At 69.7% G+C, this 26016-nt stretch carries 24 protein-coding genes; 7 read left to right on the top strand and 17 right to left on the bottom strand.

The genetic code is table 11. The annotated features are described in order from the left end of the window. Nucleotides 1-220: 220 nt before the first annotated feature. Nucleotides 221-1456 (bottom strand): hypothetical protein, encoded by a 1236-nt coding sequence (locus tag PV679_RS00705; RefSeq protein WP_319678186.1) that lies wholly within the window; start codon nt 1454-1456, stop codon nt 221-223. Nucleotides 1457-1715: 259 nt separating this feature from the next. After that, a complete protein-coding gene (locus tag PV679_RS00700) occupies nt 1716-2912 on the bottom strand; it encodes an ROK family transcriptional regulator (RefSeq protein ID WP_319678185.1) in 1197 nt (398 codons plus the stop codon). A 56-nt stretch (nt 2913-2968) separates the two neighbouring features. On the opposite strand from PV679_RS00700, the gene PV679_RS00695 reads away from it, so the two are divergent. Continuing rightward, nucleotides 2969-4060: a Gfo/Idh/MocA family oxidoreductase gene (locus tag PV679_RS00695; RefSeq protein WP_319678184.1), complete on the top strand. Its 1092-nt coding sequence runs from the start codon at nt 2969-2971 to the stop codon at nt 4058-4060. After that, a complete protein-coding gene (locus PV679_RS00690) occupies nt 4057-4524 on the top strand; it encodes a heme-degrading domain-containing protein (protein WP_319678183.1) in 468 nt (155 codons plus the stop codon). Before PV679_RS00695 ends, PV679_RS00690 begins: the two co-directional genes overlap by 4 nt. Before the next feature lie 83 nt (nt 4525-4607). Here PV679_RS00690 and PV679_RS00685 read toward each other — a convergent pair whose 3' ends face one another. From PV679_RS00685 to PV679_RS00665, 5 genes are all read right to left on the bottom strand, one after another. Beyond that, nucleotides 4608-5468, bottom strand: coding sequence for a fumarylacetoacetate hydrolase family protein (locus PV679_RS00685; RefSeq protein WP_319678182.1), 861 nt, complete (start codon nt 5466-5468; stop codon nt 4608-4610). A gap of 117 nt (nt 5469-5585) precedes the next feature. After that, a complete protein-coding gene (locus PV679_RS00680; RefSeq protein WP_319678181.1) occupies nt 5586-6335 on the bottom strand; it encodes a YidC/Oxa1 family membrane protein insertase in 750 nt (249 codons plus the stop codon). A gap of 182 nt (nt 6336-6517) precedes the next feature. Beyond that, nucleotides 6518-6829 (bottom strand): DUF6412 domain-containing protein, encoded by a 312-nt coding sequence (locus tag PV679_RS00675; protein ID WP_319678180.1) that lies wholly within the window; start codon nt 6827-6829, stop codon nt 6518-6520. Nucleotides 6830-7126: 297 nt separating this feature from the next. Then, nucleotides 7127-8791: a sodium:solute symporter family protein gene (locus PV679_RS00670; protein WP_319678179.1), complete on the bottom strand. Its 1665-nt coding sequence runs from the start codon at nt 8789-8791 to the stop codon at nt 7127-7129. After that, nucleotides 8788-9006, bottom strand: a complete 219-nt coding sequence (locus PV679_RS00665) for a DUF3311 domain-containing protein (RefSeq protein ID WP_319678178.1) — start codon at nt 9004-9006, stop codon at nt 8788-8790. Before PV679_RS00665 ends, PV679_RS00670 begins: the two co-directional genes overlap by 4 nt. A gap of 187 nt (nt 9007-9193) precedes the next feature. Between PV679_RS00665 and PV679_RS00660 the strand changes: the two genes are divergently transcribed. Further along, the gene (locus PV679_RS00660; RefSeq protein ID WP_319678177.1) at nt 9194-10192 is read left to right on the top strand and encodes an SEC-C domain-containing protein; all 999 of its coding nucleotides are present in this window, start codon (nt 9194-9196) and stop codon (nt 10190-10192) included. Between the two features lie 387 nt (nt 10193-10579). On the opposite strand, the gene PV679_RS00655 is transcribed toward PV679_RS00660, so the two are convergent. From PV679_RS00655 to PV679_RS00640, 4 genes are all read right to left on the bottom strand, one after another. Further along, complete coding sequence (locus PV679_RS00655; RefSeq protein ID WP_319678176.1) at nt 10580-11695, bottom strand: MrcB family domain-containing protein; 1116 nt, start codon at nt 11693-11695, stop codon at nt 10580-10582. Between the two features lie 231 nt (nt 11696-11926). Continuing rightward, nucleotides 11927-12967 carry a quinone oxidoreductase family protein gene (locus PV679_RS00650; RefSeq protein WP_319678175.1) on the bottom strand — a complete coding sequence of 347 codons (1041 nt, stop codon included), beginning with the start codon at nt 12965-12967 and terminating at the stop codon, nt 11927-11929. A gap of 269 nt (nt 12968-13236) precedes the next feature. Then, nucleotides 13237-13422: a hypothetical protein gene (locus PV679_RS00645; protein ID WP_319678174.1), complete on the bottom strand. Its 186-nt coding sequence runs from the start codon at nt 13420-13422 to the stop codon at nt 13237-13239. Between the two features lie 119 nt (nt 13423-13541). Next, the gene (locus PV679_RS00640) at nt 13542-13937 is read right to left on the bottom strand and encodes a hypothetical protein (protein WP_319678173.1); all 396 of its coding nucleotides are present in this window, start codon (nt 13935-13937) and stop codon (nt 13542-13544) included. A gap of 230 nt (nt 13938-14167) precedes the next feature. On the opposite strand from PV679_RS00640, the gene PV679_RS00635 reads away from it, so the two are divergent. Further along, nucleotides 14168-14473: a hypothetical protein gene (locus PV679_RS00635; protein WP_319678172.1), complete on the top strand. Its 306-nt coding sequence runs from the start codon at nt 14168-14170 to the stop codon at nt 14471-14473. A 419-nt stretch (nt 14474-14892) separates the two neighbouring features. Here the strand turns inward: PV679_RS00635 and PV679_RS00630 are convergent, their stop codons facing one another. After that, nucleotides 14893-15594 (bottom strand): type 1 glutamine amidotransferase domain-containing protein, encoded by a 702-nt coding sequence (locus tag PV679_RS00630; protein WP_319678171.1) that lies wholly within the window; start codon nt 15592-15594, stop codon nt 14893-14895. A 156-nt stretch (nt 15595-15750) separates the two neighbouring features. Between PV679_RS00630 and PV679_RS00625 the strand changes: the two genes are divergently transcribed. After that, nucleotides 15751-16668 carry a LysR family transcriptional regulator gene (locus PV679_RS00625; RefSeq protein ID WP_319678170.1) on the top strand — a complete coding sequence of 306 codons (918 nt, stop codon included), beginning with the start codon at nt 15751-15753 and terminating at the stop codon, nt 16666-16668. 81 nt (nt 16669-16749) lie between these two features. On the opposite strand, the gene PV679_RS00620 is transcribed toward PV679_RS00625, so the two are convergent. Beyond that, the gene (locus PV679_RS00620; RefSeq protein WP_319678169.1) at nt 16750-18120 is read right to left on the bottom strand and encodes a DUF445 domain-containing protein; all 1371 of its coding nucleotides are present in this window, start codon (nt 18118-18120) and stop codon (nt 16750-16752) included. A gap of 321 nt (nt 18121-18441) precedes the next feature. Here PV679_RS00620 and PV679_RS00615 point away from each other — a divergent pair, with 321 nt between their 5' ends. Beyond that, nucleotides 18442-19764 carry an SGNH/GDSL hydrolase family protein gene (locus PV679_RS00615; protein WP_319678168.1) on the top strand — a complete coding sequence of 441 codons (1323 nt, stop codon included), beginning with the start codon at nt 18442-18444 and terminating at the stop codon, nt 19762-19764. Between the two features lie 55 nt (nt 19765-19819). Here PV679_RS00615 and PV679_RS00610 read toward each other — a convergent pair whose 3' ends face one another. The 4 genes from PV679_RS00610 to PV679_RS00595 are packed head-to-tail and all read right to left on the bottom strand — an operon-like array spanning nt 19820 to nt 23242. Further along, on the bottom strand, nt 19820-20506 hold the full coding sequence (locus PV679_RS00610) for a DUF1707 domain-containing protein (protein ID WP_319678167.1): 687 nt from the start codon (nt 20504-20506) through the stop codon (nt 19820-19822). Nucleotides 20507-20547: 41 nt separating this feature from the next. Continuing rightward, nucleotides 20548-21540 (bottom strand): ATP-binding cassette domain-containing protein, encoded by a 993-nt coding sequence (locus PV679_RS00605; protein WP_319678166.1) that lies wholly within the window; start codon nt 21538-21540, stop codon nt 20548-20550. Nucleotides 21541-21555: 15 nt separating this feature from the next. Next, on the bottom strand, nt 21556-22449 hold the full coding sequence (locus tag PV679_RS00600; protein WP_319678165.1) for an ABC transporter permease: 894 nt from the start codon (nt 22447-22449) through the stop codon (nt 21556-21558). After that, entirely contained in the window at nt 22442-23242 is an 801-nt protein-coding gene (locus PV679_RS00595) for an ABC transporter permease (protein ID WP_319678164.1), read from the bottom strand. Before PV679_RS00595 ends, PV679_RS00600 begins: the two co-directional genes overlap by 8 nt. A 238-nt stretch (nt 23243-23480) precedes the next feature. On the opposite strand from PV679_RS00595, the gene PV679_RS00590 reads away from it, so the two are divergent. After that, entirely contained in the window at nt 23481-25928 is a 2448-nt protein-coding gene (locus PV679_RS00590; protein ID WP_319678163.1) for a transglycosylase domain-containing protein, read from the top strand. Nucleotides 25929-26016: the final 88 nt, after the last annotated feature.

The following is a 26016-nucleotide window of genomic DNA, read 5'->3' as shown; positions in this document are numbered from 1 at the left end:
CCGACACCATGCGGTCAGGCCGGACACGCCCAGCCTAACCAGGGCGCCCGGCGGGCGGCAGAGCCGTCCACCGGGCGCCGGAGACCCTCCGAGGTGTCACCACCTCGGAGGGTCTCGCACCGTACGGACGGCTCACCGCTCGCCGGGCGGCCGTCGGCTTCGCTCAACTCCGGTGGCGGCAGAGCGACATGGGCCGCCGCGGCTGGTCCGGCGGCGGCGCTCAGTGGCGCCTGCCGCGCAGCCGCCGTACGCCCATGAACAGCGCGGCACCGGCGGCGACCAGGAATCCGGCGGCGGCCGACCGGCCCATGAGGTCGCCGAAGCCGGTGCGGGCGAGCTCGCGCGGCTTGGCGGCGCGTGACGTCGTGTCGTCGGAGGCGCGCTCGACGGCGCGTGGCTTGGGAACGTCACCGGGTTCCGCGGCGGCCGGCTTCTCCTCGGCCGGTTCCTCGTCGAGCGGTTCCTCCTCGGCCAGTTCCTCGGCGGCCGGCTCCTCGGCGGCGCCGGATCGCTCGGCGGCGGGCTCTGCGGCGGTGCTGTCGGCGCCGGTGCCGTCGGCGGCGGGAGCGCCGGTGGGCGTCGGTGTGGCGCTGCCCAGGTCGCCCGGTGTCCCGGCGGCGCCGGGCAGGGCCGACGCGGCGTCAGGCGTGCCCGACTCCGTCGGAGCGGACCGTTCGGCCGGGGCCGGGCCGGCGGTCGCCGAGGGAGAGGCGGAGGGCGCGCTGGTGCGAGGGCCGCCTCCGGCGCCGCCGTTCTTGCTCTCGCCGTCGACGGCGAAACGGTAGTCGTTGGACACGCCGACCCAGTCGCCGTCGTCACCACGGCGCTGTACGGTCGCGGCGCTGACCACGATCTCGTTGGAGCGCGTTCCCGGCGCGAAGGCGAGCCGCGCGCGGACGGTGACGGTCCGGCCCGCCGGTACGGCGAAACCCGGCGAGCCGTCGTCGAGAACACCGATGACCTCGTCTTCGTCGGACTTCTCCAGCGACATCGTCCGCCAGCGCCGTTCGTCGTCCGAGATCTCCAGCTTCACCTGGGAGGTGCCGAGCACCCGGTCCCGGTCGGTGAGGACGACGACGGGATGAATGTCGGAGCAGGCCTCGGCGCCGGTGTTGGTGAGATCGAGATACCAGTTCCCGGCCTCGCCTCCGGGCCGATAGGCGGCGGGGCCGCCATGGATACGGGTCTCGATCGGAAAGCCACGGGCGGACGTCTTGCCGCACTTCGGCCGGCCCTGAGCGCCCGGCACCGGCCCGGACAGAGCCGTGCGTCCGGCGTCGGCGGCGCGCGCCTGCCGGCGGACGGCCACGGCCTCGGGTACGGCCTCGGGTACGGATGTCGCGGGCGACATCTGGGCCGCCGACGCCCGCGCGAGCGACGGCGCGGCGGGCAGCACCACCGGAGCCAATGTCGTGACCGCGGTGGCTCCGATCACCAGAGCATGACGAAGTCGCATGGTTCGCTTGGCCTTTGCTGATCGCGGAAGCGGTGAGGGTGTTCTCCGGTGGAGCCGAAGAGCCGCACCAGAGTCACGACACTGGCACGCGTGGACGGCCGTCGCAGGGGACTATGAACTCGAATGGCCTAAAAATCGGATGAATACACCCTATTAGCCGAGTTGGCCGAGTTGGGCGACCGCCCGGCACCGCCGATCGGCCCGCACCTCGGACCAGTTGATCAGCCCGGTCACCGGCCCCGGCCGTCCGGCCGGCGCGTCATGCCAGCTCCGGGCCCCGGCGGTGGCCGAACACCGGCGCCAGGACCAGTTGCGCCGCTCCCTCCGCGACCGTGTGCGCGCCGCCGCCGGCCACGGTCACCGGGATGACCGCGCCCGGCGCGCGTCCGGCGACCACGGCGCCCACTCCTCGTACAAAACACTCCTCGTTCGCGGTGATCGTCCGTCCGCCGAGCAGCACACGGTCGATGTCGAGCAGGCCGACGAGGTTCGCGGCTCCGGTGCCGAGCACCCGCGCCGCCTCCGCCAGATCGCCACGGGCGACGGCCGCCAGACAGAGCGCCTCGACACAGCCGCGGTTGCCGCAGTCGCACCCGGGCCCGTCGAGCTGGATGACCTGGTGGCCGAACTCGCCCGCTCCGGTGCGCTCGCCGCGGTGAAGGACGCCGCCGAGGACGAGTCCGGCTCCCAGGCCCGTACCGAGATGGAGATACGCGAAGGAGTCGCCGGGGTCGCGCAGGGAGAGGCCGAGCGCGGCGGCGTTGGTGTCCTTGTCCAGTACGACGGGCAGACCGAGGCGGTCGGCGAGGACATCACGCAGCGGGAAGCCGTCCCACCGCGGAAAGCCGGTGACCCGCCGCGGCACACCGGTGGCGTGGTCGAGCGGGCCCGGCATCGCGACGCCGACGCCGAGAAGACCGCCGGCGCCCGACGCCGTGTCCGGCCGTACCGCACCGGCCGTGCGCACCTCGGCCGTGCGCACCTGGGCCGTCGTCACCGCCGCCGCGCGCACCGCCGCCACCTGCGCCGCCGCCGCCTCCACGACCCGCTCGGTCCCGGTGCCGAGGTCGAGCGGCACGCTCCGTACGGCGACCGGCGTGCCGGCCAGGTCCACCAGGACCGCCGTCAGCTCGTCGCGGTCGAGATGCAGGCCCACGGCGTGCGCGGCCGACGGGACCAGCCGGAGCACCGTCCTGGGCTTGCCGCCCGTGGAGGCACGGCGGCCGGCCTCCGCCGCCAGCCCCTCCGTCCGCAGCCGGGCCGTGATCTTGCTGACCGCCTGCGGCGTGAGCCCGGTGCGCTCGGCGAGCTCCAGCCGGCTGATGCCGCCCTCACCCGCCGTACGCAGCAGATCGAGCACGAGCGCCGCGTTGTGGCCGCGCAGCACCGGCAGATTGGCACCCGCGTGAGCCGCTCGGCGCGCCTGCCCTCCGTTGCTCCTGTTCACATCCGCCATATCCGCCATTCTCCACCGCTCTTGCACTTTGGCAACAGCGTTGCTTAAGTGGACGTATGACTGATACCGGCACCTCTCCGCGCGTCGGACTCGTGGGCTACGGCCTCGCGGGCTCCGTCTTCCACGCTCCGCTGATCGCCGCCACCGAGGGCCTCGCTCTCGACACGGTCGTGACGTCCGACCCGGAGCGCCGGGAGCAGGCGAGGGCCGAGTTCCCGGACGTACGGTTCGCGGCCTCGCCGGACGAGCTGTGGGAGCGGGCCGGTGAGCTCGACCTGATCGTCATCGCCTCACCGAACAAGACACATGTCCCGATCGCCACGGCCGCGCTCAAGGCCGGTCTGCCGGTGGTCGTGGACAAGCCTCTCGCGGGCGGCGCCGCCGAGGCGCGCGAGCTGGCCGCGCTCGCCGAGGCGCGCGGGCTGCTGCTCTCCGTCTTCCAGAACCGCCGCTGGGACAACGACTTCCTCACTCTCGCCCGCCTCATCGAGACCGGCCGGCTCGGCGACGTACAGCGCTTCGAGTCCCGCTTCGAGCGCTGGCGTCCACAGCTCAAGGGCGGCTGGCGCGAGTCGGGCGCGGCGGAGGAGATCGGCGGGCTGCTGTACGACCTCGGCAGCCATGTCGTCGACCAGGCGCTGGTGCTGTTCGGCCCGGCGGTACAGGTCTACGCGGAGGCCGACGTACGCCGTCCCGGCGCCGAGACCGACGACGACACCTTTGTCGCGATCACGCACGCGAACGGCGTCCGCTCCCATCTCTACGCCAGCGCCACCACCGCGCAGCTCGGCCCGCGCTTCCGCGTGCTGGGCTCGGCGGCGGGCTATGTGAAGTACGGCCTGGATCCACAGGAGGCCGATCTGCGCGAAGGCAAGCGGCCCGGCACGGAAGCGCGCTGGGGCGTGGAGCCGGAGTCGCTGTGGGGCCGGATCGGCGCGGGCGAGTCACCGCTGACAGGCGGCGGCAGCCCGGTGGAGACGGAGCCCGGCGACTATCCCGCCTACTACGCGGGCATCGCCACCGCACTGCGCGAGGGCACCGCACCGCCGGTGACGGCGCACGAGGCCGCGGCGGCCCTCGATGTCCTGGAGGCGGCGCGGCTCTCGGCGCGCGAAGGCCGCACGGTCACTCTGGAGGTCCAGGCATGAGCGGCCCGGCGGTCAGTGTGGCCGAACTCGAAGCGCAGGAAGCTCGGTTGGTCCTGAGCCACTTCAGCTACGCCGACGCGTGGACGCTGGGCGGTCTGCTGGTCGAGCTGGCGCGCGAGCGGCAGGCGCCGGTGGCGATCGACATCCGCCGTGGCGCGCAGCAGCTCTTCCACTGCGCGCTGCCCGGCTCGTCGGCGGACAACGACGCCTGGATCGACCGTAAGCGGCGGGTCGTGGAGCGGTACGGCGAGAGTTCGTTCCTGGTCGGCAGCCGCTTCCGCGCCAAGGGCACCACCTTCGAGGACTCCTCGCGGCTGGATCCCGATGTGTACGCGGCCCACGGCGGCTCGTTCCCGATCGCGGTGGAAGGCGCGGGAGTCATCGGTACGGTCACGGTCTCGGGACTTCCGCAGGCCGAGGACCACGCGATGGTGGTCGAGGCGCTGGAGCGACTGCGCGGCTGACGCCACGGGCCGGGTGGTACGGACGACGGCCGTACCACCCGACCCACGCGTCACACCTACCGGCGGCGCGCCGGTGGCAGCCGCTACGCGTCCTTGAACTCCTGGCGCTGTGCGCCGAGTCCCGCGATCTCCAGCTCCACCACGTCTCCGGCCCGCAGATAGGGCTTCGGCTCCGGCTGGCCCAGCGCCACACCCGCCGGTGTACCGGTGTTGATGACATCGCCCGGATACAGCGTCATGAACTGGCTGACGTACCGCACGAGCTCACCGACACCGAAGATCTGGTCGGCGGTCGTACCGTCCTGCTTGACCTCGCCGTTGACCTTCAGCTTCAACGACAGTGCCTGGGGGTCCGGCACCTCGTCGGCCGTCACCAGCCACGGGCCCAGCGGGTTGAACGTCTCGCAGTTCTTGCCCTTGTCCCAGGTGCCGCCGCGCTCGATCTGGAACTCCCGCTCGGAGACATCGTGCGAGACGGCGTATCCGCCGACATGCGCCAGTCCGTCCGCCGCCGAATCCAGATAGCGGGCGGTGCGCCCGATGACCACCGCGAGCTCGACCTCCCAGTCCGTCTTACGGCTGTTCCTCGGCACCAGAACGGTGTCCTCAGGTCCGACCACTGTGTCCGGCGCCTTAAAGAAAATGATCGGCTCGGTCGGAATCTCCGCGCCGGTCTCCGTCGCGTGATCGTGGTAGTTCAGACCGATACATACGATTTTGCCGATCCGGCCGAGCGGCGGGCCGATCCGGGACGCGGCTCCGTCGAGTACGGGCAGCTCACCGGCGACGGCGGCCGCCCTGATCCGGTCGAGGGCCGCATCATCGGCGAGCAGATCGCCGTCGATGTCTCTGACCAGCCCGGACAGGTCCCGGACGGTCACCCCGTCCTCGTCAAGAAGAGCGGGGCGTTCCGACCCCGCCGTACCGACACGCAGCAGCTTCATGGTCTCTGTCTCCCTCTGGATCGAGCGTGGGCCGGCCGATGGGCACGGCCATCGGGAGCCTTGGCGATCCTCCAAGACATCGGATCACTCTGCAAGTCCCGTTCACTTCCTGGATCGTCAGGCGGCGGCCAGCACGCCGGCGACCGGCAGGTCCCGGTAGAGGAAGTAGCGCTCGGCCGCCGTCCAGGTCGTGCTGGTCACCACGTACAGCGCGGCCGCCAGCGGCACCACGGCGACGGTGAAAAGCGTGGCGAAGGAGAGCAGCGGCATCATCTTCGTCATCGCGCCCATGCCCGGCATCTGCTGTCCGTCCGGGCCCGCGGGCATCGCGGGCGCCGCCGCGAGCTGCCGCTTCGTGCGCTGGAAGTTGAAGGTGGCGACGCCGGCGACGATCGCAAAGAGAGCCACGTACACCAGCCCCGCGCCACCGAACACGCCGCCGTGCGCGAGCGCGTCCGTCCAGCGCTCACCGAGCGGTGCGGCGAACAGGGAGTGGCCGAGAAGCTGGTTCTGCTCGCCGCCGATCTGCCGGCTGGAGAACAGGTGGTACATCAGAAAGAAGGCGGGCATCTGCAGCAGGCTCGGCAGGCAGCCCGACAACGGCGAGACCTTCTCCTCGGCGTGCAGCTCCATCAGCGCCTTCTTCATGCGCTCCGGGTTCTTGGCGTGCTTCTTGCGCAGTTCGGCGATCTGCGGCGCCAGCCTGGTACGGGCCTTCTGGCCACGGGCCGACGCCCGGGAGAGCGGATGGATCGCGAGCCGTACGCAGGCGGTGAAGAGGATGATCGCCGCGGCTGCGGCACCGGTGTGGAACAGCGGCTGGAGCAGGTCTGCGAGGTTTCCGACCAGATTGGCGAAAACGGACATGGTGAGCCCTCCGGAGGTCTCGTCGTGCCGGATTGGCCGCGGCGGACGCGAGGGACACGGCGGCGGAAACCGCCGGCCCGCGCCGCGAGCGCGGCGGGAGACAGCTCGGCGTGACGACCCGTGTGAGGTACGGAGAACCGGACGTACGGAGTACGAGGCTCCGGGAACGAAGAGGCGTGCCCCTACGCGGCCGTCGGCAGCCGACGGCCTGGCGCTCGGGGCCTGGTGCGGCCCGACGCGTCCGGATCTCGCTGAGGCAGGAAGGCGGTGCGCTGCTCGCGGTCGCGGATGGCCGTCCGCACCCGGTGGTGCGGCACGGCGGGCACGGAGCGCGCGCTGATGACGGCGCAGACGCCGAGTGCGGAGCCCGCGGCGGCGGTGGCGGCGAGCGCGACGGCGGCGGAAAGGCTGCCCGCGTCGATCAGCAGGACTTCGGTGAGAAGGAAGAGCAGCAGCCCGACCGGGCGCAGCAGGCGCAGCGCGCTGCGGACCATGGTCTGCTCCTCCTGTCGCTGTCGTTCCTCGCTCGTCCGGTGCCGCAGGCGCGTACCGTGGCGCTGCCGGCGCTTCTGGTGGCTGCCGGCACTTCTGGTGGCTGCCGGCACTTCTGGTGGCTGCCGACGCTTCTGGTGGCTGCCGACGCTTCTGGTGGCTGCCGACGCTTCTGGCTGCCGACGCTTCTGTATGGCAAAAGCCACTTCAACCGTTATACACGATCGGCCTCCGGCGGCCGTAGGGGTCATGGACGCGGCAGGCGGCGGGAGGTGGCCCGGAGCGAGGCCGGCGACGGATCAGACCTTCGTCGAGCGGACACCGCCCACCGGATCGTCACCGACGGAATCGCCGCCTACCGGATCGCCGCTCACCGGATCGCCGCTCACCGGATCCGCCATGAGCGGGTCACTGTCGGGCCGGTCACTGTCGGGCCGGTCGGCGCCGTCGGGCCAGTCACCATCGGGCCGGTCGGCGCCGTCGGGCACACCGTCGAGGAGCGGATCGCGGGCCAGTACGTCTCCGTCCGGCCTGGTGTCCCGGTCGGCCGGTCCCGCGTAGGTCACCGCCAGCGCCACCACCAGATTCGCGCCGAGCGCGACGATCCCGGCGTTTATGCCCCACACCGGGTCGCGTCCGGTGAAGACCAGCGCGCACACCACACCCACTCCCACCGCGAGCCCGCTCAGCCCGCCGGCCAGAGTGAGCCGCCGCCACACCAGACCGAGCAGCAGCAGGGGAAGGAGCTGCGCCATGCCTTCGTACGAGATGAGGGAGAGCCGTACGAGGGTGTTCGGCGCGGCGTACGTCAGTATCAGCGCGACCGTGCCGGCGGCGACGACCACCACCTGCGCGGCGCCCTTCTGCCGTGCCTTCCAGCGCGGCACGAGCGAGAGCACGCTACGGCCCCACATCGTCCCGATCACCAGCATGAACACGGCCATCGGCACAATCGAGGAGAGCGCCGCGGCGACCCCGATGATCCCGACCGCCCAGGCGGGAAGCGAGTCGACGACCAGCTTGAAGAGCGCGAGGTTCGAATCGGCGCCGGCCAGGCCCGGGACGACGAAGAGCGCCGCCAGGCCCAGCACCATCGGCACGAAGAGCAGCACGTTGTAGGCGGGCAGCCAGATCGCGTTGCGGCGCAGCGCGTCGGCGTTGCGCGCGCCCAGATACCCGGCGACGGTGGTCGGGAAGATGACGACCGTCAGCGCGTTCAGCAGCGAGGTGGTGACGAACCACGCGCCGCCGAGGCCACTGCCGCCATGGCCCGGGAGCGTGAGCCACTCGCGCTTCTCCGCCACCAGCCGGTCGAGCAGCGGCCCGTAGCCGTCGAAGTAGTGCAGCGGCACATAGACGGCCAGGAATCCCAGGGTCCCGATCACCAGTACGTCCTTGAGCACCGACACCCAGGCACTGCCTCGCAGACCGCTCACCACCACAAATCCAGTGGTCACCGCGAAGGAAATGAAATATCCCCAGTTGAGGCTTATCGCACCGTACGAGATGGTCGAGACGACCACACCCATGCCGGTGATCTGGAGCTGGATGTACGGCAGCAGAAAGACGGTCGCGAGCAACGCCACCAGGGCGCCGAGCCAGGGCCGGCCGAAGCGGTGGGCGACCATATCCGTAATGCCCACAAGATTGTGGCGCCGTGCGTAGCTCCACAACATGGGTCCGACGACATAGCCGACGGCGTAGCCGCAGGACATATAGGCGACCACATAGAGCACGGGAGCGCCATAGTTGTAGCCCCAGCCGGCCGCACCCAGATAGCTGAAACTGGTGTAGCTCTCTCCCGCCATCAGCACCCAGATGAAGACGGCGCCGAGACTGCGCCCGCCCACCGACCACTCGGCGAGTCCGCCTCCGCCGCCGCGTCCGCGTACCGCGAACAGCCCGAGCGCGACGGTCCCGACCATAAAGACGCCGAAGATCGTCGTCGCGACCGCCGCGTTCATCTCGCGCCCTCCCGCCGCCGAGCCGACAGCCGCCGGTCTCCGCGGTACGCCAGCCACACCGCGGCCGGCGTCACCAGCGTCGCGCCGAGCAGCCACAGGGAGAGGAACGGCAGGCCGAGGACAACGGGCTCCACCCGGTTCACCCAGGGCGGCGCCACCAGGAACAGTACGAAGGGCAACAGCAGCCAGAGCAGATGAGGTCGGTGTCTGAACACACCAGGACCCTAAGGTCTGTCCCATGATCGCCGCGGGCGAGGTTCACCGGTCGGTACCGGTCGCTGTACCGCTCGCGGCGGAGACGGAGCGGGCCGCGCCTCCCTCACCTCGGCGGTCCGGACCGTAACGCTCCGGAGCCACAGCAACCCCCCGCCAGGGCCCCCGTACAGCAGTACGGTGTGCATCATGCGCCCCGACATGCCTGCTGACCACACCACGGAAGCCGAGCGCCTGCTGCGCACCGCGGCCCAGTATCCGGAAGATCGCGAACCGCTGCTTCTCCAGGCGGCGGCCCATCTGGAGCTGGCCGGCGCCCGCGACCGCGCCACCGGCCTCTACGACACCCTCCTCGCGGCCTCGCCCGAACGCCCTCATCTGGTGAAGGCGCTGAAGGCGGCCAACCTCTGGGAGTACGGCCACGAGGCGGAGGCACACGCGATCATCGACGGCGTACGCGCCGCGGCCCCGCTCGACCCGGCGCCGTGGGAGATCGTGGCGGAGACCCTGGAGTCCCACGACGAGCTGGAAGCGGCCCACGACTCCTTCACCACGGCCCTGGATCTGCTCCTCTCACCCGACGAGGAGGTCCCGTATCCGATCCAGTCCCTCCTCGTCGGCCGCCACCGCGTCCGCCGTCTGCTGGGCCGCGACCACGACGCCCGGGACGGCCTCGCCGACCGCCTGCACAAGGCGGACGTCTCGCTGGACGAACTCCACGACCCGAAGCGCCTCTGGGCCCTGGGCTCCGACAACCCGGCGGAACTCCAGGCCGAGATCACCCGCCTCCGCGCCGAACTGGGCTCCTACCGCACGGCCCTGTCCCGCCCGTTCCCGGTCGCGGTGCTGCACTGGCCGGAACCGGAACTGAGCGAACTCCTCGCCGCCTACCCGGCCCTGGCCACCGAATATCCCTCGCACGAGGCGCACCTGACCCAACTGGAGGCGTCCCTGCGCGACCTCGCCTCCACGGGCACGCCCAACCTGGGCATCGTCACGGGCACCGTCCCCTCGTACGAGGCCTTCGCCGCCTCGGAGGCCACCACTCCCTCCGATGCCAACCTGCTCCCGCAGTACGCCACCACCCTCGCGGCCCGAGGCCGAGCCACGCCCTGGCCCCCGTCCCGCAACGCGGCCTGCTGGTGCGGCTCGGGCAAGGCGTACCGGGAGTGCCACGGGGTGGCGTAGAACGGGTTCTCTGCAGTTCCCTCACCCATGGATGTCAGCGGCTGCTGCTAAGCGCTGTCCCGTAATCCCAGGCGGGCGCGCGACGACAGCTACGGCACCTCGCCGCGTTGTCGGAACGCCCCCGTACACCCAGTATGGCGACGCCCCTCCGCCTTACGATCCACCACATCTGACGCCGCGCGCTGACCCACCAGGGATTACGGGACAGCGCTTAGAAATACAAATCGAACATGCCGATGAGGAGACCCTGGATGACGGACGCGCTGGACGATGGCTCCCCGGCGCGTCCCTATCTTCTGCGCGAGCTGATAGATTTCCGGAGGAGTCACCGCCGACTTAGCGGAGAGCTCCTCATCAATTCTACTCGATTAACCGCAGTCTAGAATTCTATCCAATCATTCCCCAATCGGCAGCCATGGGTGAGCCATCCCATCCGTCGCCGGAATACCAAATTGAGGCGATTCCTCGCCGCTCCAAGTAACCTGAATACACGCCGACATTCTCGCTGAAAAGACCTATGAGATGCGGGTCTCGACGCTTGCGCTCGTGATACAAGAAGTGACTGTATTCATAGAGTTGACCAACGGCCTGCCGTACCGCCTCCGTGGGATTTCCCGCGCGAACAACCTTCGCCTCCACTAGCCATTCATCACCGTTACCTGATTCATTGTCCTGGCGGTGTAGCACTAGATCCTTGGGATGCGTCAACCTAGTGGTCGGAATGTAGCCACGTGTCACGACATATAGGCCAAAGTCCTCGATGAGCGCTTCATGATGGCGCTTCTTGACCTGTTGCCTGGCAATGATGTTCGCGATGTAGTCAGAGCTATCCTTTGGGTGAAATCCAGCAAGCGGATCACCTTCGTTTACGACACGACCATCAGGGTCATAGTTAACTTCGAGCGGACTGCGGCCATCCTCGGACCACCACAGACGGTCCGCGAGATCCGCCCGTTTTAGCAGTCCTGCCGCATAAACGAGATCTTCCCGGAGAATACTCTCCACAGGAAGATCGGATAGTTTGTAGGAGCGGGCGATAACACTAGCCGCTTCGTACGCCCTGGGTCGATCAGCCTCGTGTCGCAACTCAGGCTCATCCACCCATCCACTCCTTCGCCGATTAGCCACTGCCCGACGGAGCCTGGTCGCCTGACGCCGAAGGTGTTCTTGACGTGCTCCCCCTCTGCCGAGCCGGTCCTCAAGATGCGTAATTCCTTGCTGAAGCGTCAGCCACACCTGCCGGAGATCCGCGCTAAAGATATAAGCCAGGTACAACCCCTTCCCAGCGTTACTGTTTACCTCTGGATTGAAAACGCCAACCCAGGGCGTCGCCGCAGCGGTTGACTGCCCCCCATACCCCTTGGCGAAGAGTGGCGGCGGGAGTCGTAGGTCGGATCGCTTCGCGACCGCACGCAGGACGAGCTGCCCCTTAACATCCCGCTTCGTCCCCGCTGTCGCGTCGTACGTAGTAGCAATCTCACGAAGCAGATCTTGTATGCCCATGGCACAAATTTAGAACAGGACGGCGCGGTTTCCGATCGAATTTGATCAACACGCTCAACTGCCCGGGACCACTGAACTGCCTTGGGCCCGCGCTCTGCGCCATCAGCAGTCCGGTTGAGTGATTCGCGGCGGTGGAACCATCGTTGGGCCACGACACGTTGGACTCTGACCACGAGAAGTGAGGCCCTCGCCGTCGCGCCGGCTGCGGCCGTAAGCAGGCCGGCGGGAGCGTCAGGCCGGGGCGTGCGGGGTCAGGACCGTCTTTCCTGGGATCGCTCGGTGCTTCAACGCGCTGTGGACCTCGGCCGCTTGGGCCAAGGGGCGGAGGTGGGGCGGTGGCTGGTGCAGGGTGCCGCTGTGGACAAGTTGGACCACCGCCGCCGCGGCGTCCGCCACTCGGGCCGGGGCCAGGTGCGCGATGCCGTCGACGTTCAGGCCCATGACCGACTTGGTGTCCTGCCAGATCAGGTCGCCCGACAGCGGTTCGTCGACTCCGCTGGCGCCGCCCAGGATGACCAGCCGGCCGAACGGAGCGAGGTCGTCCAGGGCCTTGCTGCGGAGATGCCCGCCCACCGGGTCGACGGCCACATCGATGCCCTGTCCAAGGCGCAGTCCGAGTCCCTGCCCAAGGCTCTGTCCGAGGCCCAGCCCGCCCGGAGACTCCGGCAGCTCCATGGCCGTGATCACTTCCGTGCAGCCCGCCTCCAGCGCGGCGTTCCGTTTGGCCTCCGAGTCCGAACCCAGTACACCGATGACGCGGCCCGCGCCCAGGACTCGTGCCAGGCCCGCGGTGATGCCGCCGAGTCCGCCGCTCGCCCCGAGCACCAGGACGGTCTCGCCGGGACAGATACGTGCCAGGTCGTGCAGCGCCATCCAGGCGGTGACGCCATTGGACAGAGCGGCCGCCATGGCAGCCAGGTCGGCGTCCTCGGGCAGAGGGACCGCCAGGTCCGCGGCGGCGACGGCGACTTCGGCGTAGCCGCCGGCGCGCGCCGCGCGGCCGAAGTCGTTCAGGAGCGCGGCCACCGGCCGGCCGAGGCTCCAGCCCTCGACACCAGGGCCGGTCTCGCGGACCCGCCCGGTGACTTCGATGCCCGGGACGAAAGGCAGTGGCATCGGCAGGATTCCTTCGCGCAGCAGCGTGTCCACGAAGCCGACGCCCGCGTAGTCGACATCGATGGTGATCTCACCGGGACCGGGCCGGGGCACCGGGATGTCCGCCAGTCGCAGGACTTCGGCGGGACCCGTCTCATTGACGACGATCGCTCGCACACGGCCCTCCTTGCCCTTGCCGGAGCTGCCGCCTTTGCCGGGACGGCCGCTCTCCACGCCGTAACAGCCGCCCGCCCAGGAATACGGCCTCGCTCTCCATCCTCGGTGTCCCCTCCGCCGCGAGCATTCCGGCAGGCCGGATGGCCGTAGAGAGCCTGGGAGAGCACGGCCGCCGGTCCGGCAGGACGAGCCGTCGCCGGAGCGCGACCCCGGAGAGCCCGCAGGCCGGTCCCCGCACCCACGGCGCCGTTGACGGGAGCTCGCGCGCCTCAGCCGATGATGGAGTGGAAGAAGTAGACACCGGCGCCGAAACTGCCTCCGCCGGTCAGCATGGCGGTCGCCGGGCCGGCATCCCCCCACGCAGCCAGAACTGTCGCCCCGATACCCACACATGCGCCCAGCAGGAAAACGAGGGCCGAGCGCTGGCTCAGCAGTGGGTCACGGTCGTCGTGCAAGTGCGGCTCCCCTGTCCGTACGGGCGGCGACGGCACGCACCATCGCCAGAGTCGACCAAGAGTAGCAGATACCAGTCACGTGAGCAAGTGTGAGTTTGGAGAATCGGCGATATTTTTTTCTAGCGTCGCCGCAGGGTCTGCAGAAGCTCGCCGCTGCTGTCAATCGTCCAGAATCCCCAGCCGTTGCGGTTGGGTTTCACATGTGGGTTCAGAGCCTGCAGTACGGCGCCGGCTGCCCCGCTGGGAGTGCGATAGGAGCCGGAGGCGGGGCCTTCGGTGATCGTGAGCGCCTGGGTGGTGGGATCAAACAGGCCGGGAACCCGCACGCCGTCGTAGATGGCGTGGACGGCCACATACCGACCCGCGGGGACATCAGAGGGCTGGATGACGGAGGAAGGCTGCTGGAAGTGCTCGACGAGTCGGCGCACGGCCTCCCCGGGCGTCACATTCCAGGCGCGGGCCAGAAGAGTGATCTGGGCGTGGGTGGTGTCGTCGACGAGGATATTGCTGCTCATGCTCGTAGCCTACACCCCGAGCGAGCATTTGTGAGCAATTTTGAGAATAGACGCTCACGGGACGCCGGCATCAGATGTGCCCGCTCAGTCGCGCCGGCGTTGTGGCGCGGACGCGGATGGCACGGGACGCGCGGAGCGGCCTCCAAACGCGGCGCGGCCCCTGCGGTGGCGCGGACAGCCCTTAGGCTCGATCACGTCCAGATCGGTTGAAGACGGCAGAGGTGGCAGCGATGGCAGAGATTCCGGCAGCGGCCGTGGCGGCGAGCGGGATCGTCGGTGGCTATGGTCTCGCCCGGTGGACCAGGAAGCGGCCGCTCGGCGGAGTCGCGCTGGCCGCCGCCGGCGCTGTGGCCGCGCGCCAGTGGCAGCGGAGCAGCGGGACGAAGGCCGCGGTCGGACTGAGCGCCGCGTATGTCGCCGCCTTCGCCGGATCGCACCCGCTCGCCAAGAAGGTCGGGGCCTGGCCCGCCGTCTTCGCGGTGGCCGGCGGGGTCGCGGTCGCGTCCTGGGCCGTCACCCGCCGAGCCGGGTCCTGACCGACCGAGTCCTGACCGGCCGAGTCCTGACCGACCGAGTCCTGACCGGCCGAGTCCTGACCGACCGAGTCCTGACCGGCCGAGTCCTGACCGACCGAGTCCTGACCGGCCGAGTCCTGACCGGACCGAGTCCTGAGGAACCGAGTCCTGACAGCCGGCCGAACCGGGTCACACCGAGTCCAACCGGGTCCTGACCGACCCGGTGGCCGAGACCGGCCGTCCCCGAGGCTCGAAGCCAAACCAAGACCGGCCGCCCCCGAGGCCCGAAGCCAAACCAAGACCGGCCGCCCCCGAGGCCCGAAGCCAAACCAAGACCGGCCGCCCCCGAGGCCCGAAGCCACGAGGCCGGCCGGTTCCGGCAGTGCGCCAGGGCCGCTACGGCGGGCCGGCCGCGCGCCCGTGCCGTACGCCCGTCGCGGTCAGATCTTCAGCGCCGCGACGACCTGGCGGGCCGTGTCCGTGCTCGACTGCGGGTTCTGGCCGCTGATCAGATTGCCGTCGACGACGACCTTGCTCGTCCAGGCCGGGCCCGCGTCGATGACCGCGCCACGCTCGCGCAGTTCCGCCTCGACGAAGTACGGCGAGGCGTCGCCAAGGCCGCCCTGGTGCTCCTCCTCGTCGGTGAAGGTGGTGAGTGTACGGCCGGCGAAGACAAAGCCGCCGTCCGCGCGCACCGCGCTGAGCAGCGCCGCCGGGCCGTGGCAGAGCGCGGCGATGACCCGGCCGTCGCGGTCGGTCTCGTCGAGCAGCCGGCCGAGGTCGGCGTCGCGCGCGAGGTCGGCCATCGGGCCGTGGCCGCCGGGGATGTAGACGGCGTCATAGTCGGCCGCCGAGACATCCGCGAGCACCAGCGGCTCGGCCAGCGCGTCCGCGATGGAGTCGAGGTACGCGCGGAACCGCTTCGCGTCGGCCTCCTCCACTCCACCGCGCCCGTCGAGGCTGATGGGGTCGACGGTGGGCCGGACTCCGCCCGGAGTGGCGATGTCGACCTGCGCTCCGGCGTCCCGCAGCACCTCGTGCGAGGCGGCGACCTCCTCGGCCCAGTAGCCGGTGGGGTGAGCCGTGCCGTCGGCCAGCGTCAGCGTGTCGGCGCCGGAGACGACCATCAGGATCTTTGCCATGACGCGTGTTCCTCTGTTTCCTACTCGGTTCCGTACGGCGTCGGTGACAAACACCGGCAACCGTCCGGCCGCGGTTCTCCCGCGACAGTGGTGACAACCGCGGACGTCATCAGAATTCATCCACTACGATTCTCCGGGTCATAAAATCTGTGATGGATGGTGGCTTGCGTGGGAGATCTCGATCTGCTGTCGGCCTTCCTGGAGATCTACCGGTGCGGATCGATCACCGCCGCCGCGGCCAGGCTTGGGCTGACGCAGCCTGCGGTGAGCGGCCGGCTCGCGCGGCTGGAGGAACAGCTCGGCGGTCCTCTGTTCGTACGCTCCCGGCAAGGCGTGCGCCCCACCGCCCGAGGCGACGAGCTGGCGCGGCGGGTCGGTATGCCGCTCGACCAGTTGCGGCACGCGCTCGCCTCCGGCGAGGACCGGTCGGCCGATCTGGGCAGCCTGGACATCGGCGGCGCCGGTGAGCTGATGACCGCCCGCGTCCTGCCCGCGCTGGCTCCGCTGACCAGCCGAGGACTGCGGCTGCGTATCACTCTCGGGCTCGCGGACGATCTGCTGTCGGCGCTGGCGAACGCACGCCTCGACCTGGTGGTCTCCGCCGTCCGTCCCGAGGCCAGGAATCTGGTCGCGACGCCGTTTGTCGACGAGGAGTTCCTGCTGGTCGGTCCGCCGGCCCTGGCGCGTACGGTCGATGCCGCGCGGCTGGCCGAGGAGCCGGTGAAGGCGCTGGCGCATCTGCCGCTCGTCGCGTACGGCGAGGAGCTGCCGATCATCCGCCGCTACTGGCGCAGCGAATTCGGCCGCCGTCCGCCCAACGCCGTCTCGGTCGTGGTGCCCGATCTGCGCGCCGTACTGGCCTCGGTGGTGGCGGGAGCGGGCGTGTCCGTGCTTCCCCGCTATCTCGCCGATCCGGCCATCACCGCGGGCTCGGTCGAGATGCTGCACCAGCCCGAAGCGCCTCCGCTGAACACCCTGTACCTGGCGATCCGCGCGGGCGGCCTCGCCAATCCGTCCCTCGCCCTGGTGCACAGCAGACTCAGGGAGCGCGCGCGAAGCTGGGGCCCGCTGTAACGCGTGCGCGCGCCACGACTCGCGCCGTCCGCCGGTGGCCGACGGACGCCGCCGCCCGTCATGGGCCGCTCCGACGGCGCGTTACGCGCCCAGGGCGCGCGAGACCGTATAGATCAGCAGGCCGGCCAGGGCGCCCACCACCGTGCCGTTGATCCGGATGAATTGAAGGTCACGGCCGATGTGCGCCTCGATCTTCTTGGATGTGTCGCCGGCGTCCCAGCTCGCGACCGTGTCCGAGATCAGCGAGGTGATCTCGCCTCGGTACGTGGACACGACATACGCGGCGGCGTCCTCGATCCAGCCTTCCAGCTTGCCCTGCAACCGGCCGTCCGTCGCGAGTCTGTTGCCCAGTGACAGCAGTGAGGCGCGCGCCCGCAGGCGCAGTTCGCTGCGGTCGTCCTCGGCGGCGGACATGATCATGGCGCGTACGGAGGACCAGGCCGAGGCGATGATGTCCTGGACCTCCGGGCGGGACAGCAGCTCTCCCTTGAGACGTTCGACCCGGGCCCGGGTCTCGGTGTCCGACTGGAGGTCCGTGGCGAAGTCGCTCAGAAAGCGGTCGATGGCGGCGCGCGCCGGATGGCCTGGCATGTCGCGCATCTCCGTGACGAAGCGCAGCAGCTCCTTGTAGACGCGGTCGCCGACCTTGCGGTCGACGAACCGTGGCGTCCAGCCGGGCGCCCCGCCCTGGATCGCGTCCGCGACCGAGTCTCCGTGCTCCACCAGCCAGTCGTGCGCGCGTGCGCAGATCAGGTCGACGGCCCGGTGGTGTGCGCCGTCGGAGACGATCTTGTCCAGGGTCTTGCCGATGCCCGGAGCGATCTCGACGGCGTTCGCGCGGCGGGTGATCGCCTCACCGACGACCGCCTGGACGTCCGAGTCCCGCAGGACGGTCAGCGCGCCGCGCAGCGCCGTGGACAGCTCGGCGGTGACCCGGTCGGCATGGTCGGGTTCGGCCAGCCAGGCGCCGAGCCGGCCGCCGATGCCGAGGCCGCGCAGCCGAGCCCGTACGACATCGGCGGAGAGGAAGTTCTCTCCGACGAACGCGCCGAGCGAGGCGCCGAGCTGGTCCTTCTTGTTCGGGATGATCGCGGTGTGCGGGATGGGCAGGCCGAGCGGACGCCGGAAGAGCGCCGTGACCGCGAACCAGTCGGCCAGCGCGCCCACCATGCCGGCCTCGGCCGCCGCGGCGACATAACCGGGCCAGCCGCCGACGCCGGAGTCCTTCGCCCAGGTCGCGAGCACATAGATCACGGCGACGAGCAGCAGCAGACCGGTGGCGGTGGTCTTCATCCGGCGGACGCCGCGCCGCTTCTCCTCGTCGGCGGCGGTGTACGAGAACGACGCCAGCGGCGAACGCCGGCCGGACACACCGGAAGAGCCCGGCTCCCCGGCGTCCGCACCGGCCCCGGTACCGGACTTCGCCGTTTTCTCCGGATTCGTGTGTTCCATCCGCTCCACCCGTCTGCGTACGCGTCGTGCCTCAGATCCACCCGCGGCCCACTCGTACGCATTGTCTCGCCTCAGGGCTGTCCGGTAATCCCTGGTGGATCAGCGCGCGGCGTCGGATGCGGTGCATCGCACGGCGGAGAGGCGTCCCCATACCGGGTGTATGGGGGCGTTCCGACAACGCGGCGAGGTGCCGTAGCTGACGCCGCGCGTCCGCCGGGGATTATGGGCCAGCCCTTAGGTGGACTCCCGACGCGGATGCCGAGTTCCCGCGCGATGCCGGATGATGTGTTCTGTACACAGGTGTGAGGGGACACGGGGGCTATGACCAGACGGCACGGATTCGCCCTGCTCGGGGCGCTTGTCGGAGTGGTGGCCCTGGTGTGTGCCGCCATCATCGGCGGGCTCGGCCTGCTGGACACCGGCTCGGACACGGAGCGGTCCGGCGGCTCACCGGACTCCCGCACGCGGGCCCGGGTGCCCGTCGGCACGGCGGCGCCCGCCTCGGCGGCCGGCTGGACCGGCACCTGGTCCGCCGCTCCCGGCGGAGCCGAACCAGGCGCTCCGACGGGCCACGCCGGGCGTTCCATCCGTAACGTCGTGCACACCAGCATCGGTGGTACGAGTGTCCGGATCACTCTCTCCAACCTCTTCAGCCGTGTCCCGCTGCTCATCGGCCATGGCTCGGTCGGCGTCGGTGAGCAGGGCGGTGGAGCCGAGGCCGTCGCCGGGACGATGCGGGAGCTGGCCTTCGGCGGGCGGACCGATGTGACCGTGCCGCCCGGCGGACAGATCGTCAGTGACCCGGTGGCGCTGCGGGTGCCGTACGACGGCGATCTGCTGGTCACGCTGTACACCCCGATGTCCGGCGGCCCCGTCACGTACCACCCGCGCGCGTTCCAGACCTCGTATCTCGCCGACGGCGACCGTGCGCTGGATCCCGGTGGGACCGCGTACACCGAGCCGACCACCGCCTGGCGCTATGTCACCGCCGTCGATGTGCTCAATCGCGAGGCGGCCGGTGCGGTCGTCGCCTTCGGCGACTCGATCACCGACGGCCAGGGTTCGCGCGCCGGAGCGAATCACCGCTGGCCGGACAGGCTCGCCGACCGGCTGCGCGACCGGCACACCGGTGTGCTCAACGCGGGCATCAGCGGCAACCGCGTCCTGGCGGACACCGCGCTCATCGGCAACGGCCCGAGCGGCATCTCCCGGTTCGGACGCGATGTCCTCGACCGGCCCGGTGTCAGGGCCGTCATCATCGACCTCGGCATAAATGACATCCTGCGCGGCCGCGAGAGGGATCCGGAAAAGATCACGGCCGGACTCAGGGAGCTCACACGGCAGGCGCACGAGCGCGGGCTGCGCGTCATCGGCTCGACGCTGGCGCCGTTCGGCGGACACCGCGGCTACGACGCCGTCACCGAGTCCGTACGCGACCGGGTCAACGAGGAGATCCGGTCGGGCCTGATCTATGACGACGTCGTGGACTTCGACCGGGCGCTGCGCGATCCGTACGCTCCCGACCGGCTCAGGCCGGCGTACGACTCCGGCGACGCCCTGCATCCGAGCGACGCGGGCTACCGGGCGATGAGCCGGGCCATCGATCTCCGGGCTCTGGAGGGCAGGACCGCCGCCCAGCTCTGACCAGGAGGCGGCTGTCCCGGACGGCTCCGGGCGCCGGCGGTCGCGGCGCCTCCCGTCAGTCCAGCTCCTCGCGGTTCGCCTTCTTCTCCAGGCGCGCCCGCTTGCGCTCCTCCTTGAGGCGGCGCTTGTCCGCTCCTCTGAGCTTGCGCTCCACACCGACGCCGCCCATCAGCGCGAAGCCGGTGACGATCACCCGAGGCGAAGCCGGACTGATCCGTCCTTCATCCTCGCCCGTCTCGGCGAAGCCGCCCATCAGGCCGAAGCCTCTGACCTGGACGTCCATGTCGGGCGGTACGACGACCTGCACACCGCCCATCACCGTGAAGCAGCGGATCACCACATCACGGTCCTCGAACCGCGCCTCGCGCAGATCGATCTCGCCGCCCGCCTGGAAGACGACCGCCGTGAACAGCCGGCCCACCGTCCAGGTCCCCTTGCGTTCGAAGCCGCCCCAGAACGCGAAGGCGCCCTTGGACGTCGCGTGGCCCCGGCCCGTCCGCGCCGCGTAGCCGCTTCCGTCCGTCTCCGGGACCCGCGCCACATCCGCGGTGGTGCCCGGCGCGGGCAGGTCCCGTATCAGTGGCGCCAACTCGCCATGGGTGCGCGCCTTGAGTGCGGCCTCCAGGCGCTCGTCGAACTCCTCCATGTCGAGACGTCCCTCGGCCACTGCCTCGCGCAGCCGCTCCGCGACCCGGTCCCGCTCGGCGTCGGAGGCGCGTATCTCAGGCCGTTCACTCGTCATGGCAGCAGACTAAGGGCTGCCCCGTATGCACGGGACGTACGTCACACAACAGATCGATCGGCGTACATCTTGGCGATGACGGCTTCGATGTCCGGCTCCCGCACCGACAGATCCACCAGCGGATACTCGGCCGCGATCCGCGCCACCAGCGGAGCCGCCGAGTCCGCCGCCGGAAAGGCCAGCCACTGCCGAGGCCCCTCCACCTTCACCGACCGCGCGCCAGGCACCTCGATCGGCGGGAGTTCCCGCTCCAGGTCGACGACGAGCGTCCGCTCGCTCTCGCCCACCTCGTGCAGCCCGGCCAGCGCGCCGTCGTACAGCAGCCTGCCATGGTCAATGACCATCACCCGCTTGCACAACTGCTCGATATCGGTCAGATCATGAGTCGTCAGCAGCACCGTCGTGCCCCGCTCCGCGTTCAGGTCCCGCAGGAACTCCCGGACCTTCGCCTTGGAGATCACATCGAGGCCGATGGTCGGCTCGTCCAGATACAGCACCTCGGGATCGTGCAGCAGCGCCGCCGCGATATCGCCGCGCATCCGCTGGCCGAGCGAGAGCTGACGTACGGGTACGTCCAACAGCTCGCTCAGATCGAGGAGTTCGACGCAGCGCTCCAGATTGACCCGGAACCGCGCGTCCGGGACGCGGTACATCCGGTGCATCAGCCGGTACGAGTCGATCAGCGGCAGATCCCACCAGAGCGTGGTGCGCTGTCCGAAGACCACGCCGATGCGCTGCGCCAGCCTCGTACGCTCACGGGACGGATCGATGCCCGCGACCCGCAGCCGGCCGCCGCTCGGCGTCAGAATGCCCGTCAGCATCTTGATGGTGGTGGACTTGCCGGCGCCGTTCGGGCCGATGTATCCGACCATCTCTCCGCGCGCCACCTGGAAGCTGATGCCGTCGACGGCCCGCACCTGATGCTTCTCACGGCGCAGCAGACCCGCTCTGCGCCGCACGTCGAACACCTTCTCGATGCCGTCCAGTTCGATGAAGTCCGAACCATCCGTTGATCCCGCGACATCCGTGCTCATGAACGCTCCACCTCCTCAGCTCCCCGTACTCCGGTACGAACGCAATCCGGCCCGCCACGCGACTCCGGCCAGCGCGCAGCACGCCACCGCGACCACCGGCGGCAGGAACGCGACGGCGTCCGGCAGCCCGAGCGGGTCCTCGCGGCCCAGCACATACAGCGCCGGCAGCCAGTTGACGAAGGCCAGCGGCACCACGAACGTCACTCCGCGCACCAGGTCCTTCGCGAAGACCGTCGGCGGATACTGCAGCAGAGTCGTCCCGCCGTAGGTGAACGAGTTCTGCACCTCGGAGGCGTCCTGCGCCCAGAACTGGAACGCCGCGCCCGCCACGAACACCGCCGCGAAGATCGCCGCACCGCTGACCACCATCATCGGAAGGATCAGCACCCGCACCGGTGTCCAGTCGAGGTCCAGCGCCGGCAGCGCGTAGACCAGCACGAGCAGCCCCTGGAGGAGCCGGCCGAGCCGCCGCGGCGCGAACCGGTCCGCGGCCACCTGCGCCAGTACGGGCACGGGCCGCAGCAGCAGCGTGTCCAGCGTGCCGTCGCGCACCCGGCGGCCCAGCCGGTCCATCGACCCGATCAGCAGATCGGCCAGACCGAAGGCGGTGCCGGACGTCCCGTACAGAAAGGCCACCTCCGGCAGCGAGTAGCCGCCCAGCGAGTCGACATGAGAGAACATCAGCAGGATCGCCACGAAGTCGAAGGCGGTCGCCGCGAAGTTCCCGAACGCCGTCATCGCGAAAGAGGCGCGGTACGCCATCGTGGACCGCGTCCACATCGCCACGATGAGGCCGTACGCCCGCAGACCGTCCCGGAGCGCCGCGCGCCGGGATGCCCGCGGAATCCAGAGTTCCGGAAGTTTCCCCCTCTGGCTCCCGGACGATTTCGCGGCCGTGTCCTCAGCCACCCTGGACCACCACCCTGCGTGTCGCCACGGACTGGAGCAGCCGGCCGGTGGCCAGCAGAGCCAGGGCCCAGCCGGCCTGGAAGGCGTAGGCGCCGAGCAGTCCCCAGCCGGTGTGTCTTCCGAGGAAGACATCCGCCGGGACCTGGAGCAGCGACGACCAGGGCAGCACCCGTGCCACCTCGCCGAGCAGTCCCGGGAAGAGATTGAGAGGCAGCAGCAGCCCGGAGAAGAACATCCCCGCCAGCATCCCCATCTGCGCCGCTCCCGCACCGTCCAGCAGCCAGAACGCGGACAGCGCGACCAGGAACCGGATCGCGAAACTGACGACGACGCCGAGCATGACGGAGATCAGGAACGCCACCCAGACAAGTGGATTCGCCGGCAGCGCCAGATCGAAGGCCAGCGCACCGAGCACCATCGGCACGATCCCGCGACCCAGCAGATGGAAGGCCGCCCGGCCCAGGTCGCCGGCCATCCACCAGAACTGGAGGTCGGCGGGCCGGTAGAGGTCGACGGCGACAGCGCCGGAACGGATCCGCTCCATCAGCTCGTCCTCGAAACCGCCGCCCATCATGCCGCAGGTCATCAGCAGCGCCTGGCCCAGCCACACATAGGTCACGGCCTGCGAGAGGTCATAACCACCGAGCCGCGGCCGCTCGTCCCAGAGAGCCGTATAGGTGTACGCCACGATGAAGCCGAAAACGGTATTGGTGAACACTCCTGCGAATGTCGCAACGCGGTACGTGGCATAACGCCGGAATCCGCCCGCGGCCACCGTCAGATACAGCCGCACCAGGGCCCCCTCTCACCGCACGGCACCAAAGCGCACGACCTTAGCCCACCAGGGTCAATCGTCGCGACTGGATATCCGACCGGCGGCACTCGCCCGAGCAGCCGACGGCTCTCTTCCCTTCTGGCCGTGTTTCATGGGGCCGCGCAGCGTTTCTTGAGGCTACGCGGCGAATCGCCTGATACGACACCGTTATGCCGGAGAGTGAAGCACCGGCCGCGGCCGAGGAGTCTCCAAACATATGAGCGACGAGCCACAGCAGGGCTGGGCCCCACGGGACCCCTCGGCCACCGGCCGCCCCGCACACAGTCCGCCGGGCGAGCGGGGCGAGAACGCGAACATGACCCAGACGACGCAGCAGACCGAGAAGACGCAGAAGGCGAAGAAAGCGAAACGCAAAGACGACAAAAACAAAGAACACGGAAAACATCCCGAGCGCACGGGCCGGCGAAGGTTCCTTCCGACCTGGCGGATGGTGCTGGGCGCGTTTCTGTTCGGCGCGCTGGCGCTCATCGGCGGATTCATCGCCGGTTACATGGTCGTCGACATCCCCCGTGCCAACGCGGCGGCCACCGCCCAGTCCAATGTGTATCTCTACGAGGACGGCACCCAGATCGCCCGCGACGGCGAGATCAACCGCGAGAACATCCAGCTCTCCCAGGTGCCCAAAGGCGTACAGCGGGCGGTCCTCGCCGCCGAGGACCGCGGTTTCTACTACGAACCGGCCATCGACCCTCAAGGCATGGTCCGCGCGGCCTGGAACACCGTTCTGGGCAAGGGCACGCAAGGCGGTTCCACCATCACCCAGCAATATGTGAAGAATTACTACCTCGGCCAGGAACAGACCGTCATCCGCAAGGCCAAGGAATTCTTCATCGCGATCAAACTGAACCGCGAACAGAGTAAGGAGCAGATCCTCCAGGGCTATCTCAACACCAGTTACTTCGGCCGCAACGCCTACGGAATCCAGGCCGCCGCCCAGGCCTACTACGGCAAGGACGTCGGGGACATCAGCACGGCCGAGGGCGCCTATCTGGCCTCGCTGCTCAATGCTCCCAGCGAATTCGACATCGTCGTGCACACCGAGAACAAAGCGGCCGCCCTCGCCCGCTGGAACTACGTGCTCGACGGCATGGTCAAGGAGGGCTGGCTCAGCGAGACCGCCCGGGACGCGATCGACTTCCCGGAGCCGGGCGGGATCAGGCCCTCCAGTGTCGGTCTTTCCGGACAGCGCGGCTATGTCGTCCAGGCCGTCCAGGAGTACCTCACGAGCAACAACATCCTCGACGAGAACACTCTGGCCGGCGGCGGCTACCGGATCACCACCACGCTGGAGAGAAAGAAGCAGGACGCTCTCGCCGACGCCGTCGAGGACCATGTGACCTCACGGCTCGACGACAGCCGCGCGGCCGACCGGAACGTCCGCGTCGGCGGCGCCTCCGTCCATCCGGAATCCGGTCATGTCGTCGCCATGTACGGCGGGATCGACTACACGAAGCAGTACGTCAACAACGCCACCCGCCGCGACTACCAGGTCGGCTCCACCTTCAAACCGTTCGTCTTCGCCGCGGCCGTCGAGCACGAGTCCGCGACCCAGAGCGGCATGCCCATCACTCCGTACACCATCTACGACGGCGACAACGAGCGCATGGTCGAAGGCCCGGACGGGCCCACCGGCTACGCCCCGGCGAACGAGGACGACGTCAAGTACGGTCCCATCAGCGTCAGTACGGCCACAGACAAGTCCGTCAACGCCGTCTACGCACAAATGGCGCAGGACGTCGGCCCGGCCACGGTCAGAAAGACCGCCGTCGCGCTCGGCCTGCCCAGGAACACTCCGGACCTGACCGCGTCGCCCTCCATCGCGCTCGGCCCGGCCACCGCGAGTGTCCTGGACATGTCGGAGGCGTACGCGACCCTGGCCAACCACGGCAAGCGCAGCATGTACACGCTGGTCACAAAGATCAGCAAGAACGGCACCATCGTCGAACTGCCCAAGCGGAAGTTCAAGCAGGCCATCAGCCGTGAGGCCGCCGACACCACCACATCCATCCTGCAGAGCGTCGTCGAGGGCGGCACAGGCACCGCCGCCCAGTCCGTCGGCCGCCCGGCCGCGGGCAAGACCGGTACGGCGGAGGACGACAAGGCCGCCTGGTTCGCCGGTTACACGCCGGACCTGGCGACGGTGATCGCGATCATGGGCGCCGACCCGGTGACCGCACAGCAGAGGGCGCTGTACGGAGCCATGGGCCAGAACAGGATCAACGGCGGCGGGGCGCCGGCCGAGATCTGGGGCCAGTACACGGCGGACGCCCTCCAGGACTCCGTTCCGGAGGAGTTCGACCTGCGGCTGCAGGAGGGCGTGGAGGATGTGACACCACCTGAGGAGGAACTGGAGACACAGGACCAGGAAGCGGAGGAGCCCGGCACCGATGGCCGGCCGCAAGGACACCGCCGGGGAGGTACGCATGACGCCTCGCAGGACCGGTCCCGCGAGAAGACAGGCGGAACCACCACCGGCGGCCGGCCCCACGAGGCACACAAAGAGTCGCCAGGACAGCCCGGAGGCGGTACGGCCACCGGAGGCGGCAACGGTGGTACGAGCAAGGCGGGCCGGGCCGAGAACGCCATGGCCGACGACCTCGGCTTCCCGTTCCGGCCGGTCATTCCGTCAGTGATCCGTCCGTGACCTGACACCGGCGCCGGCCGCACCGCGGCGCCGGACAGACCACGAAAGGCCTGGTCCCTCTCGGGGCCAGGCCTTTCGCACCGCGCGA

The sequence above is a fragment of the Streptomyces sp. AK02-01A genome, from assembly GCF_033795305.1.
GTDB lineage: Bacteria > Actinomycetota > Actinomycetes > Streptomycetales > Streptomycetaceae > Streptomyces.
Note: the sequence above shows the minus strand (reverse complement) of the source record. Positions and strands in the feature narration are given on the sequence as shown.